The 12,577-nt window shown below is 64.1% G+C and carries 11 protein-coding genes; 6 read left to right on the top strand and 5 right to left on the bottom strand.

Annotated elements, in window-relative coordinates; all coding sequences use genetic code 11:
• The first annotated feature begins 1 nt into the window (after nt 1).
• On the top strand, nt 2–958 hold the full coding sequence (gene bla / locus O3299_RS03865; protein WP_305061553.1) for a subclass B3 metallo-beta-lactamase: 957 nt from the start codon (nt 2–4) through the stop codon (nt 956–958).
• Nucleotides 959–965: 7 nt separating this feature from the next.
• Here bla and O3299_RS03870 read toward each other — a convergent pair whose 3' ends face one another.
• Nucleotides 966–1,286 carry a tetratricopeptide repeat protein gene (locus O3299_RS03870; protein WP_305061554.1) on the bottom strand — a complete coding sequence of 107 codons (321 nt, stop codon included), beginning with the start codon at nt 1,284–1,286 and terminating at the stop codon, nt 966–968.
• Nucleotides 1,287–1,557: 271 nt separating this feature from the next.
• On the opposite strand from O3299_RS03870, the gene O3299_RS03875 reads away from it, so the two are divergent.
• Both O3299_RS03875 and O3299_RS03880 read left to right on the top strand, forming a co-directional pair.
• Nucleotides 1,558–3,660, top strand: a complete 2,103-nt coding sequence (locus O3299_RS03875) for a TonB-dependent siderophore receptor (protein WP_305061555.1) — start codon at nt 1,558–1,560, stop codon at nt 3,658–3,660.
• A gap of 9 nt (nt 3,661–3,669) precedes the next feature.
• Nucleotides 3,670–4,827 carry a DUF1624 domain-containing protein gene (locus O3299_RS03880; protein WP_305061556.1) on the top strand — a complete coding sequence of 386 codons (1,158 nt, stop codon included), beginning with the start codon at nt 3,670–3,672 and terminating at the stop codon, nt 4,825–4,827.
• 7 nt (nt 4,828–4,834) lie between these two features.
• Here O3299_RS03880 and O3299_RS03885 read toward each other — a convergent pair whose 3' ends face one another.
• The 3 genes from O3299_RS03885 to O3299_RS03895 form a co-directional block, all read right to left on the bottom strand.
• Nucleotides 4,835–6,706, bottom strand: a complete 1,872-nt coding sequence (locus O3299_RS03885) for a hypothetical protein (RefSeq protein ID WP_305061557.1) — start codon at nt 6,704–6,706, stop codon at nt 4,835–4,837.
• A gap of 107 nt (nt 6,707–6,813) precedes the next feature.
• Entirely contained in the window at nt 6,814–7,344 is a 531-nt protein-coding gene (locus O3299_RS03890; protein ID WP_305061558.1) for an isochorismatase family protein, read from the bottom strand.
• A 42-nt stretch (nt 7,345–7,386) separates the two neighbouring features.
• Complete coding sequence (locus O3299_RS03895; RefSeq protein ID WP_305061559.1) at nt 7,387–8,304, bottom strand: LysR family transcriptional regulator; 918 nt, start codon at nt 8,302–8,304, stop codon at nt 7,387–7,389.
• A gap of 121 nt (nt 8,305–8,425) precedes the next feature.
• On the opposite strand from O3299_RS03895, the gene O3299_RS03900 reads away from it, so the two are divergent.
• Genes O3299_RS03900 through mmsB form a run of 3 tightly spaced genes read left to right on the top strand, consistent with a single transcriptional unit; the run spans nt 8,426 to nt 12,112 of the window.
• Nucleotides 8,426–9,643 carry an ABC transporter substrate-binding protein gene (locus tag O3299_RS03900; RefSeq protein WP_305061560.1) on the top strand — a complete coding sequence of 406 codons (1,218 nt, stop codon included), beginning with the start codon at nt 8,426–8,428 and terminating at the stop codon, nt 9,641–9,643.
• 26 nt (nt 9,644–9,669) lie between these two features.
• Nucleotides 9,670–11,196, top strand: coding sequence for a CoA-acylating methylmalonate-semialdehyde dehydrogenase (locus tag O3299_RS03905; RefSeq protein WP_305061561.1), 1,527 nt, complete (start codon nt 9,670–9,672; stop codon nt 11,194–11,196).
• A gap of 10 nt (nt 11,197–11,206) precedes the next feature.
• Nucleotides 11,207–12,112, top strand: a complete 906-nt coding sequence (gene mmsB, locus O3299_RS03910) for a 3-hydroxyisobutyrate dehydrogenase (protein ID WP_305053169.1) — start codon at nt 11,207–11,209, stop codon at nt 12,110–12,112.
• Here mmsB and O3299_RS03915 read toward each other — a convergent pair.
• Nucleotides 12,109–12,498, bottom strand: coding sequence for a DUF1090 family protein (locus O3299_RS03915; RefSeq protein WP_180278561.1), 390 nt, complete (start codon nt 12,496–12,498; stop codon nt 12,109–12,111). The genes mmsB and O3299_RS03915 overlap by 4 nt on opposite strands.
• Nucleotides 12,499–12,577 lie beyond the last annotated feature (79 nt).

Genomic DNA, 12,577 nt, shown 5'->3' on the forward strand with positions numbered 1-12,577 from the left:
GATGACACTATTGGCGAAGTTGATGCTGGCTACGGTTGCGACCATGGCGGCTGGCGCGGTGCAGGCGAAGACGCCCGCACCGGTGCAGGATAAACCTGTTAATTGTGATAGTTGCAAGGAATGGAACGCGCCCGTCAAGCCGTTCAATGTCTTTGGCAATACCTGGTACGTGGGCACGGCCGGCCTGTCCGCCGTGCTGGTGACGAGTCCGCAGGGCCATATCCTGCTCGACGGCGCGCTGCCGCAATCGGCACCCCTGATCATTGCGAATATCCAGGCGTTGGGCTTTCGCATCGAGGACGTGAAAGTCATCCTCAATTCGCATGCCCATTGGGACCATGCGGGCGGCATTGCAGCACTGCAACGGGCCAGCGGCGCCACCGTGATGGCCAGCGCCTCGGGCGCCCTTGGCCTGCAAAGCGGCACGAATGGCAAGGACGATCCGCAATACCAGGCCAATCCCGTCGTGCACGTCGCCAAGGTGCGCAAGGTCAGCCTGGTGGGCGAGGGCGATACCGTCAAGGTCGGACCGTTGACCTTGACGGCCCACATGACGCCGGGCCACACGCCAGGCGGCACGACGTGGACGTGGACCTCGTGCGAAGGCGACCGCTGCCTGGACGTCGTGTATGCGGACAGCCTGAACCCGTATGCGAGCGGCGATTTCCGTTATACGGGCAAGGGCAAGGGAGGTTCGCCAGATATTTCGGCCTCGTTCGAAGCGAGCATCGCCAAGGTGGCGGCCTTGCCATGCGACATCATCATCCCCGTGCATCCGGGCACGACGGACGTGCTGGGCAAGGCCGCCAGACGCAGCGGCACGGACAATCCCCTGATCGACGCCAGCGCCTGCCGCGCCTATGCGGCCGAAGCGGGCGGCTTGCTGGCCAAGCGCCTGGCGAAGGAGCGGGGCGAGGTGCTGCCTCTTGACGCGAAGGGCGCGGCGCACGCGCACTAAGCCGTTTTTACTGTGCCGCCTGCTGTTTTTGCAGGCGTTTCAGGAACACCGTCATTTCCTTGACGGCCTGCAAGTCGCCTTGCTGTTGGGCCACCGTCATACCGGTGGTCCAGGCGGCTTGCGCGTCGTCCAGCCGGCCCAGCTGGTGCAAGGCCTTGCCCAGCAGCTTCCAGGCGGCGGAATAGCCCGGTTGCTGCGCGGTGGCTTGCGCCAGATGCAGGGCCGCTTGCTGCGCGTCATGCTCTTTCAGGCAGGCATCTCCCAAGCCAAAGCGCAGCAGGGCGTTGTCGCGCCCCTGCGCCAGCAGTTTTTCCAGTTTTTCACGCATGTCCGGCCTCGTCAATATACAAGTTTGTTCTTGCATATTAACGCTTCCACCTGCCAGTAACAAGGCGGTGTTCAGCCGGCCACATCCACCACCAGCTTGCCGCGCGCTGCCAGACACCGTTACGCCGATGTGAACGGTCGTCAAGCCCACGGCCAAGGTGCCAGTGTCCGTGGAGTTCTTGGCGCAGATTTTCCATGAAATCTTTAATGAGAATTGATTATCAATTATAATGCAAGCCTATTGCATTGAATTGCCCATTGTCAGGAATCCCATGTCCGTGTTTTACCGCCGCCCCGTGGCGCTTTTGCTTGCCGTCGCCTCTCCCCTGGTGCTGGCGGCTGACCCTGCCGCCGACAAGCCCGCTGCGCTGGATGTCGTCGCCGTCAAGGCCGAGCGCCAGCACTACCGCAGCCTGTCGGCCACGGGCGCCACCAAGACGGATGCCTTGCTGATGGACTTGCCGCAAAGCGTGCGCGTGCTCACCGGCGACTTGCTGCGCGACGCGGGCGTGACGACCCTGGCCGGCGCGCTGGACCTGGCCAGCGGCATTGCGAAGCAAAGTCCGCTGGGCGGCCTGTGGGACAGCTATGCCATGCGCGGCTTCACGGGCGACCCGAATTTCGGTTCCGACTACATGGTCAACGGTTTCAGTTCCAGCCGCGGCTATAACGGCATGCGCGACGGCGGCAATACGCAGGAGGTGGAAGTGCTGAAAGGCCCCGCTTCGGCCCTGTATGGCAGGGGCGAGCCGGGCGGCACGGTAAACATCACGACGAAAAAGCCCAAGTTCGTGCCCGAGTACAGCGCCGATGTGTCGCTGGGCAGTTTCCAGACGCGCCGCGCCGCCGCCGACTTGACGGGGCCGTTGAGCGGCACTATCGCCTACCGCCTCAACGCGGCGCATGAAGAGGGGCACAGCTTCCGCGATACCTTGAAGGTCGAACGCAGCCTGTTTTCGCCTTCCTTCCTCTGGCTGCTGGGCGAACACACGACCGTGTCGTATGAAATCGAAGCGGTGCGGCAGCGCGCGCCGTTCGACCGGGGCGTGGTGGCCGTCAATGGCCAGCTGGGACTTGTCCCCGTCTCGCGCTTCCTGGGCGAACCGGGCGACGGACCCATGACGGTCAAGTCGCTGGGGCAGCAGCTGTTCCTCCACCACGCGCTGTCCGACGACTGGACGGTGCAGGCGGGCGTTTCTTACCGCGACAGCGAACTGACCGGCTATTCGACCGAGGCGAACAAGCTGCTTGCCGATGGCCGCACCCTGAACCGCCAGCGCCGCCACCGCGATTTTTCGGCCACCGACGCGTCGGCCCGCGTCGAGTTGCTGGGCAAGTTCAGGACGGGGGGCCTGGCGCACGAGGTGCTGGCCGGTGTCGACGCCTATCATTTCGACGACCACCGGGTGCAGCTGCGGCGCAATCCCTCGGCAGCAAATGCCTATGCCATCGATATCTTCCATCCCGCGTATGGCGGCAAGGCCGATCCGCTAGCCCTGTCCATCGATACGCAGGAAGGGCAAAGGGCGCGCGGCCTGTATGCGCAGGATCAGGTCGACCTGGGTGCGCAGTGGAAGGCGCTGGTCGGTGTGCGCCACGATACGTACACGCAGGACGTGACGAACAAGCGCCTGAATGTCAACAACCGCCAGTCGCTGTCGGCCACCAGCCCCCGCGCGGGACTCGTCTATCAACCGTCGAAAATGTGGTCCTTGTATGCGAGCGCGGCGAAGGGCTTCCGACCCAACAGCGGCATCAGCATCGCCAACCAGGCTTTCCCGGCCGAGCGCAGCCGCTCGTATGAGCTGGGCGCGAAGCTGGAAACGGGCAAGCTGACGGGCACCGTGGCCGTGTACGACATCCGCAAGCACAATGTACTGACGACGAATCCCGCCAACACGGACTTCGCCATCGCGGCGGGCGAAGTGGGCAGCCGTGGCGTGGAGCTCGACGTGTCGGGCGAAGTGGCGCGCGGCTTGCGCGTCTCGGGCGCCTATGCGTACACGGACGCCACCGTCACGCGCGGCGACAATACGATCGTGACGGGCAGCCGCTTCGCCAACGTGCCGCGCCACAGCGCCAATGTCCTCGCCACGCAGCGGTTCGCGCTGGGTACGGGCACGGCCAGCGTGGGCGGCGGCGTGCAGTACGTGGGCGAGCGCCTGGGCGACGTCGCCGTCAGCAGCAGTTTTACCCTGCCGGCCTACACGACGGCCAAATTGCTGGCCTCGTATTCGCCCAACGCCAAACTGCGCCTGGCCTTGAACGTGGAAAACCTGTTCAACCGCAGCTACTATGCGAGTTCCTATAGTCAGCTGTGGGTGGCGCCGGGGGCCGAGCGCACGCTGACCCTGAATGCGCACTACCGTTTTTAAGCTATCACCATGACATCGACTTCTTCTGCTACCCTGCGCGCCCGCATCGCCGTCATCGACGTATTGCGCGGCCTCGTCATGCTGATCATGCTGTTTGACCATGTGCGTGAAACCGTCTTTTTACATCACCAGGTGAGCGACCCGATGGAGGCGGCCAGCGTCGATCCGGCCCTGTTCTTCACCCGCCTGGCGGCTCACGTGTGCGCACCCATGTTCGTCTTTTTGACGGGTTTGTCCGCCTGGCTGTACGCGCATCCGGCGGCCGGACCCCGCAGCGCCAGTGGTTTCCTGTTCAAGCGGGGCTTGCTGCTGGTGCTGCTGGAACTGGTGTTCGTCAACTTCGCCTGGAGCGGGGCGTTTCCGCCGGCCGTGCTGTATCTGCAGGTGATCTGGGTCATCGGCCTGGCCATGATGGCGCTGGCCGTGCTGCACCGGCTGCCATTGAAGGTGCTGGCGCTGCTGGGCGTGGCGATCATCGCGGGGCAGCATCTGTTCACGGGACTGCGCGCGGAAGAGGGCAGCTTTGCCTATTACGCGCTGACGGTGCTGCTGCAACGGGGTTACCTGGTGGCGGACGGCGCCATGAAGATCAAGGTCAGCTATCCGCTGCTGCCATGGATAGGCGTGATCGTGCTCGGCTATGTGGCCGGGCCCCTGTATGCGCGCGGCCGGTCTGTCGAAGGACGGCACCGCCTGTTGCTGGCGCTGGGCGGCGGCAGTTTGCTGCTGCTGGCCGTGCTGCGCGGTTTGAATCTCTATGGTGAAACCCTGCCCTGGGTGGCGGGCGACACGGCCTTGCGCACGGCCATGAGCGTGCTGAACTTCACCAAGTATCCGCCGTCGCTGGATTTCCTGCTGTTCACCCTGGGCCTGGGTTTGCTGGGTCTGGCCTGGCTGGAAAGCGTCGATAACTGGTTCACGCGGGCGTGCGCCACCTTTGGCGGCGCGCCCATGTTTTACTATCTGCTGCATTTATACCTGCTGCTGGCCATCGGCCTCGCCTTGACGGCCGTACTGGGCGTTAACCACGGTGCCCGCTATGGCGTCGAGCACATCTGGCAAGTGTGGCTGATCGCGCTGGCCCTGATGCCCGTGCTGTACTTTCCCTGTCGCGCGTTTGCCCACTACAAGCGCACTTCGCAACGGGCGTGGGTGCGTTATTTCTGAAGCATGCCTACTTGCAGTACAGCCTGTCGATGCTGTGGCTGGACGCCAGGTAATGCCGCGTCTGCCACGCAATCGCCACGCGGTAGGCGCACGGCGGATCGAGCGCCACGTTGACGGGGAAGCCGCCATTGTTGCCCGATAAATGCGGTCCGCCCGCGCCGCCGCGGAACAGATAGTTGCTCGGTGGCGGCGGTGGGGTAAAGCTGGCGGCCGGCAGCGGTGGCGGCGGATGCTGGATGCCGTTGTTGTTGGAAATCGTGATATTGAAAAAGCGCAAATGCGGATGGTCGATCGTGTACAGGATATGCACGAGGCCGCCCGCGATGGGGTTGCAGGCATTGCTGCGCAGCTCTTCCAGGTCCAGCGCCACGATGACGGGCGAATTGTCGAAGACGATGGAGTCGAGCCCGTCCGTCGCCACCTGCGCCAGGCTGATGCCGTCGCGCACTTCGAAGCCCAGGCGGTAGCGGCGTATCGGTTCGCTCTCGGCCGCCGTCAGGCTGCGGCCCGCGTCGAGGATGGGCAAGCCGCCCGGCAACTTGGCCGGATGCAGGCTGGTGATGGCCGGCGTATTCACCGTCAGTAAATCAAACGTGCGCAGGAAGATGTTGGGCGCCACGTTGACGACGGCCGTCGTGCCGTCGCGCATGTCCACCGTGACGGGCTTGCCGTCCACCCGTATCCAGCCGCCCGCTTGCAGATCGCCCGCATCGATGATGACGGGTGCCGAATCGGCGAGGCCCAGGCCATTCGTATAAAACACATAACCGACATGCGTGCCCAGGATTTGCGTCAACGGCGCCAGGCTGGCCGGCGCCACCGTGGGCAGCGCCGTGGGATCGTCCGTGCCGCCGGGCCAGGACCATTCGCTGATCAGGAAACGGTATTCGAGCGGGTTGGCGGGGATGGCGCTGTTGCGCAGCGGACAATTACCCTTCAGGGTGACGCCGCCGGCGAAGACATACGAGGCGCCCGCGCCGCCCGCATAGCCTTGCGGGGAAAAGCCCGCCAGCGAGGGAAACGGGTGGATGTCGAAGATTTCCACCTGTTGCCAGTGCGGTACGCCTTCCACGTCGGGCGGCAAGACTTCTTTCGAGCACAATTCCACGCAGAAACAGTGGCCCACGTTTTCCCGGCCCGGCTGGCGCCCGTTGGCCTGCGTTTCCGACAGGATGGTCACGCTGCCCAGCTGCGCCGTGAAATACACGTCGGGGCCGCTGGCGAACTCCACATTGATGAAGGGCGAGAAGGGCGTCAAGGTGAAGTCGGACGTCAGGTAATCGATGCGGAAGCGTCCGCCGGCATCGGTGATCGCCTGGCCCAGCGCGTCGTCCTGCAGCCAGTCGGCGTCGAACGCCCGCACGGTGGCGCCGGCGATCGGCGCATGCGGTGCATCGCAGGTGCGCAGCCGGCCGCAGATGGTCCAGGCGCCGAAGCGGGCGCGCACCAGGCACCAGAAGCGTTGCGGCAGGCAATAGTTCCAGACGGCGAGGAAATCATTGTCGGCCTGGCGCCAGCGCGGCTGGAGCGTGGTGATGGAAAACTGCAGCGGCACGGGGTCTTTCGGCCCCGGTTTCAGATGCGGCACGGTAGGGCACAGGATATCGACTTCGACGGCCTCGCCCTGGTAATCGCCTGCCAGGGTAAAACTGTAGTTGCCATCGTCGTCCGTGCGCGTTTCGGCCAGCAGGAAGGGCGCTTTCGCCTGCACTTCCTCGTCCGTGAGGATGGCGAAGGTTTCCTTGGCGCTGGCCACGGCCAGGGCCGTGACGTTTTGCGACGCGCGCGGCCGGTACAGGCGCACGATGACGTGGGATAAGGCTTCAGGACACTCGGCGCAGATCAAGCCGCACAGCTTGCCTCGCAGGATATAGGCCATGATGGTTCCCTTGCTGATATGGACGGCGCGCCGCTCGCAATGGCGGCGCTGTTACCAAGCTAGCAAATGGGCCGCCGAAGGGCTTGATCTGGCTTAAACCTCGCGTATTATTTAATTAACGCCAGCACTTCGCGGAAACGCGGATGCTTGCAGTCGCGCAACCACTCGAAGGCCAGCATCTCGACCGTCACCAGGTGGGCGCCCAGCTTGTCCAGGCGGGCCAGCGCCGCGTCGCGGCTGGCGGCCTGGCGCGAACCGACGGCGTCGATGGCGATGCTCACGTCATAGCCGCGTTCCAGCAGGCCGATGGCCGTCTGCAGCATGCACACATGGGCTTCGCAACCGGTGACGACGATCTGTCTGCGCCCGGTGGGTAGCATGTCCTGCAAGCCATCAGAACAGGCGCCGAAATGCGTCTTGTGCAAGGTCCGTTCGCACAGGGCGGCGATCTCTTCCACGTTCGGCCCCAGCCCCTGGCGGTTCTGTTCCGTGCCCAGCACGGGCACGTCGAGCAGGCGGGCGATCGTCGCCAGGCGCAGGTTTTGTGCCAGCACCAGGCCGGCATCGTGGATGGCCGGCATCAAGCGGCCTTGCAGGTCGACAATGACCAAAACGGCCTGGTTTGCATCCATCAGCATGGCGTTCTCCTTATTCATTTGTGGCGACAGTGTAGCGCGCAGTCAGCTTGGCCAGCTGGGCGTGGCCGTTTCGCCCATCAGGTAGGCGTGATTGAGGTCGATGGCGGTGCGCAAGTAGTTCCACAGGGCACTGACCCGGGCGATATTGCGCCGCTCGCTCGGCGAGATCATCCAGAAGGCGCGCAGCAGGTCGATCTCGCCATCGAGCACGGGCACCAGTTCGTTCGATTGCTGCGCCACGAAGCAGGGCAGGATCGCCAGCGCCTGGCCCGCGCGCGCCGCGTGGTACTGGGCAATGACGCTGGTGCTGCGAAACGCGCGCAGGGAATCGGGCGCCACGTTATCCATGTAGCGCAGCTCCGCGCTGAAGACCAGGTCGTCCACGTAGCCGATGATCGGGTGCTGCGCCAGCTGCGCCACGCTGGTGATCGGCGCGTGGCGCGCCAGGTAGGCTGGCGTGGCGTACAGTTTCAGGCGGTAGTCGGACAGCTTGGTCACGACATACGGCCCGGACAGGGGGCGCTCGATGGAAATGGCGACGTCCGCTTCGCGCTTGGACAGGCTGACGAAACGGGGCACGGCGATCAGGTCCACGCTGATGTGCGGGTAGCGGCTGCAAAACTGCGCCAGGTGGGGCGCCAGCACGATGGCGCCGAAGCCCTCGGTAGCGCCCAGGCGCACCTGGCCCGACAGCAGGCGATTGTGTTCGCCCAGTTCCTCGGTGGCGGCAAACACCGTGCTTTCCATGGCTTCCGCGTATTCCATCAGGCGGTGGCCTTCGGGCGTCAGCTGGTAACCCACGTAGTTGCGGTCGAACAGCTGCGTGCCCACCTGTTCCTCGAACTTGCGCATGCGCCGCGATACGGTGGAATGGTCGATGCCCAGCTTTTTCGCCGCATCGACGAGACCGGCGCTGCGCGTCAGTTCCAGGAAGACCCGTACATTGTCCCAATCGAGCATGGCAAACCCCCTCTGTGCATTTTTGCAAAGGAATTATGCATTAATTTCACTTGAGCGCATATTTTTACACATGCAGAATGCAGATAAACATATAAGAAAACCCATCCACCTGGAGACACGCATGAAAAAAACCGTTCTGGCCATGGGCGCGCTGGCGCTCACCCTTTCCTTTGGCGGCGCGCACGCGCAGATTTCCGATGGCGTCGTCAAGGTGGGCATCCTGACCGACATGTCCGGGCCGTATTCGGCCATGGGCGGGCGCGGCTCCGTCGTCGCCAGCCAGATGGCTGTCGAGGATTGCCTGAAAGCCGAATGCAAGGGCATGAAGATCGAGATCCTCTCGGCCGACCATTTGAACAAGGCCGACATCGCCGCCTCCAAGGCGCGCGAATGGATAGACCGCGACAAGGTCGACGCCATCGCCGATCTCACCAATTCCTCGGTGGCCCTGTCCGTGCAAAAGCTCATGAAAGAAAAGGGCGGCATCGCCATGTTCAGTGGCCCTGCCACGGGACGCCTGACGAACGAGGATTGCTCGCCGAACGGTTTCCACTGGATGTTCGACACCTATTCGCAGGCGGCCGGCACGGCGGCGGCATTGACCAAGCTGGGGCAAAAATCCTGGTACTTCGTCACCGTCGATTACGCGTTCGGCCACTCGCTGGAAAAGGATGCCAGCGAAGTCGTCAAGCGCAACGGCGGCACGGTGCTGGGCGCCGTGCGCCATCCGCTGAACGCGTCCGATTTTTCGTCCTTCCTGGTGCAGGCGCAAGGGTCAAAAGCGCAGGTGATCGGCCTGGCCAACGGCGGCGCCGACACGGTATCGGCCATCAAGCAGGCGCGCGAGTTCCGCATCGGCAGCGGCAAGGACCAGCGCCTGGCCGCCTTGCTGGTGTTTCTCTCGGACGTGCACGCGCTGGGGCTGGAAACGGCCCAGGGCCTCGTCTACGCGGACGGCTTTTACTGGGATTACGATGACCGCAGCCGCGCGTTTGCGAAACGCTTTGAAGCGCTCAACAAGGGCGCCAAGCCGACCATGGTGCAGGCGGGCGTGTATTCCAGCGTCTACCACTACCTGAAATCGGTGGCGGCCGCGAAAAGCGACGATTCGAAGGTCGTCGCCCAGAAAATGCGCGAGCTGCCCATCAAGGATGCCGTCATGAACAACGCTTCCATCCGCCCCGACGGCCGCGTGATCCACGACATGTACCTGGTGCAGGTCAAAACCCCGGCCGAATCGAAGGGCGCATGGGACTACCTGAAAGTATTGTCCACCATTCCCGCCGACCAGGCGTTCAAGGCGATGGATGCGGCGGCGTGCAACCTGGTCAAGAAATAACCATCGAATACCTTACGGAGCCTCACATGAACCAAGCCCTCACTCACGCAGTCACCCCGGTCCCCGCCGTCCCCCTGCACATCGGCGGCAAGCACCACGCCTCGAGCAGCAGCGAATGGCGCGACGTCGTCAACCCGGCGACGCAGGAAATCGTCGCCAGGGTGCCGTTTTCCACGCCCGACGAAGTCAACCTGGCCGTCGCCACGGCCAAGGAAGCCTTTAAAACCTGGCGCAATACCCCGCTGGCGGCGCGCATGCGCATCATGCTCAAGTACCAGCACCTGATCCGCGAAAACATCGGCGCCCTGGCCGAACTGATCACGCGCGAACATGGCAAGACCTTGCCCGACGCGGAAGGGGAGGTCATGCGCGGCCTGGAAGTGGTGGAGCACGCGTGCTCGATCGCCACCCTGCAGCTGGGCGAAATCGCGGAAAACGCGGCCACGGGTGTCGATGTCTACAATATCTACCAGCCGCTGGGCGTGGGCGCCGGCATCACGGCCTTCAACTTCCCCGTCATGCTGCCGTGCTTCATGTTCCCGATTGCCATCGCCTGCGGCAATACGTTTGTCCTGAAACCGTCCGAGCAAGACCCGTCCTCGACCATGTACCTGGTCGAACTGATGTACCAGGCGGGCTTGCCGGCCGGCGTGCTGAACGTCGTGCATGGCGGCGCCGACGTCGTCAACATGCTGTGCGACCATCCCGACATCAAGGCCGTCTCCTTCATCGGTTCCACCCATGTGGGCACGCATGTGTACCGCCGCGCCAGCGAATCGGGCAAGCGCGCGCAATCGATGATGGGCGCGAAAAACCATTGCGTGGTGCTGGCCGACGCCAACAAGGAACAGGCGATCAATAACCTGATCGGCGCCGCCTTCGGCGCGGCCGGCCAGCGCTGCATGGCCAATTCTGTCGTCGTGCTGGTGGGCGAGGCCCGTTCCTGGCTGCCGGAAATCGTCGCCCGCTCGCAGGCCCTGAAAGTGGGGCCGGGCAGCGACCGCGATGCCGACCTGGGGCCGATGGTGTCGAAAGCAGCCATGCAGCGCGCGGAAAAGCTGATCCAGGCGGGCGTGGACGAAGGCGCGCAATTGCTGCTCGACGGCCGCGGCCACAAGGTGGCCGGCTACGAAGGCGGCAATTTCATGGGACCGACGATTTTCTCGAAGGTGGCAGCGTCGAATTCCGTCTACACGCAGGAAATCTTCGGCCCCGCCATGTGCGTGGTGGAGACGGACACCCTGGACCAGGCCATCGCCTTCATCAACGCCAACCCGAACGGCAACGGCACCTCGATCTTCACCTCGTCCGGCTGGGCGGGGCGCAAATTCCAGAACGAGATCGACGTGGGGCAGGTGGGCATCAACGTGGCCATTCCCGTACCCGTCGCGTATTTCAGTTTTACGGGGTCGCGCGCGTCGAAGCTGGGAGACCTGGGCCCGAACGGCAAACAGGCCCTGTACTTCTGGACGCAGACCAAGACCGTCACGGCGCGCTGGTTCGCCCCGGACGATGGCGGCAGCGGCGTCAATACCACCATCTCGATGAAATAAGGGGAAGGCCATGGGCACCAATATCGTTTTCATCGGCCTGGGCAACATGGGTTTGCCCATGGCGCAGAACCTCGTGCGGGCCGGCCATGCGGTGACGGGTTTCGACTTGCTGCCGGCCAGCGTGCGGCAATTCGCCGACGGCGGCGGCCTGGTCTCCGATGACCAGGCGGCGGCGATAGGCCAGGCCGACATCGTCATCACGATGCTGCCGGCCAGCCGCCACGTACTGGGTGCTTATTTGGGTAACCCTTTGGGGGACTCTGGCATCCTGGCGCAGGCGCGGCCCGGCACCCTGCTGATCGACTGTTCGACGATTTCCACCGAAGCGGCGCGCCAGGTGGGCCGCGCGGCGCAGGACAAGGGCATGCCGATGCTGGACGCGCCCGTGTCGGGCGGCACGGCGGGCGCCGCCAACGGCACGCTGACCTTCATGGTGGGCGGTGAAGAAGCCGCGCTGGCGGCGGCGCGGCCCTACCTGGACGTCATGGGCAAGGCGATTTTTCACGCGGGCGGCTCGGGTTGCGGCCAGACGGTCAAGATATGTAACAACATGCTGCTGGGGATACTCATGATCGGCACCAGCGAAGCGATACGCCTGGGCGTGGCCAATGGGCTGGACCCGAAGGTGGTGTCGGACGTGATGGCGAAAAGCTCGGGCCGCAACTGGACCCTGGAGGTCTACAACCCGTGCCCGGGCGTGGCCGAAAACGTGCCCGCGTCGCGCGGCTACACGGGGGGCTTTGGCGTCGATTTGATGCTGAAAGACCTGGGGCTGGCCGTGGAAAGCGCGCTGGCTAGCGGAGCGAGCGTGCCGCTGGGCGCCTTGTCGCGCAACCTATATAGTTTGCACAGCAAGGCAGGGGCGGGCGCGCTGGATTTTTCCAGCATTTATCAACTGCTGGGCGAGAAGGCTTAAGGCTGTTGCGCCTGCAGGGCCGCCAACTCGGCCCTGGCCTTTTCCAGCTTGCCTTCCAGCTTGGCGATCTTCTTCGGCTCCTTGTTCGCTTCCTGGGCCAGGCGCAGCGAACGCTCCGTCTGGTTCACCTTGGCTTGCGCCTTGACGATTTTCTTGTTGTGGCGCTCGATCAGGGTACTGTCGCGGCAGTGGGCGTTGACTTCGTCGAGCGCGCGCGTCAGGCCCGCGACCTTGTCGGACAGGCCCTGTTCCTGCGCCTGGTGCAATTCGCTGCGGATGCTTTCGCGCTTGGCGGCGCAGCCGGCCAGCTGGGTGTCGGCGGCGCTGGCGCCCACGGAGGCTGCGGCCAGCAGCAGGGTCAAGGCGGTTGTGGCGAGGCGGTTCATGGCATTCCTGTGTAAGTGGTGGGCTCGTGCAATGTAAGCCTGCCGGCTTGCCCTGTCAAACTTCTTGTGCAGTGCGCGC

This window comes from Janthinobacterium sp. SUN176 (assembly GCF_030587335.1).
GTDB lineage: Bacteria > Pseudomonadota > Gammaproteobacteria > Burkholderiales > Burkholderiaceae_D > Janthinobacterium > Janthinobacterium kumbetense.

What these genes read in the sequence shown, in the direction of transcription:
- O3299_RS03895 (WP_305061559.1), bottom strand. Translation starts at nt 8,304, where the DNA reads ATGCTCGATTGGGACAATGTACGGGTCTTCCTGGAACTGACGCGCAGC.
- O3299_RS03915 (WP_180278561.1), bottom strand. Translation starts at nt 12,498, where the DNA reads ATGAACCGCCTCGCCACAACCGCCTTGACCCTGCTGCTGGCCGCAGCC.
- O3299_RS03890 (WP_305061558.1), bottom strand. Translation starts at nt 7,344, where the DNA reads ATGCTGATGGATGCAAACCAGGCCGTTTTGGTCATTGTCGACCTGCAA.
- O3299_RS03870 (WP_305061554.1), bottom strand. Translation starts at nt 1,286, where the DNA reads ATGCGTGAAAAACTGGAAAAACTGCTGGCGCAGGGGCGCGACAACGCC.
- mmsB (WP_305053169.1), top strand. Translation starts at nt 11,207, where the DNA reads ATGGGCACCAATATCGTTTTCATCGGCCTGGGCAACATGGGTTTGCCC.
- bla (WP_305061553.1), top strand. Translation starts at nt 2, where the DNA reads ATGACACTATTGGCGAAGTTGATGCTGGCTACGGTTGCGACCATGGCG.
- O3299_RS03880 (WP_305061556.1), top strand. Translation starts at nt 3,670, where the DNA reads ATGACATCGACTTCTTCTGCTACCCTGCGCGCCCGCATCGCCGTCATC.
- O3299_RS03885 (WP_305061557.1), bottom strand. Translation starts at nt 6,706, where the DNA reads ATGGCCTATATCCTGCGAGGCAAGCTGTGCGGCTTGATCTGCGCCGAG.
- O3299_RS03905 (WP_305061561.1), top strand. Translation starts at nt 9,670, where the DNA reads ATGAACCAAGCCCTCACTCACGCAGTCACCCCGGTCCCCGCCGTCCCC.
- O3299_RS03875 (WP_305061555.1), top strand. Translation starts at nt 1,558, where the DNA reads ATGTCCGTGTTTTACCGCCGCCCCGTGGCGCTTTTGCTTGCCGTCGCC.
- O3299_RS03900 (WP_305061560.1), top strand. Translation starts at nt 8,426, where the DNA reads ATGAAAAAAACCGTTCTGGCCATGGGCGCGCTGGCGCTCACCCTTTCC.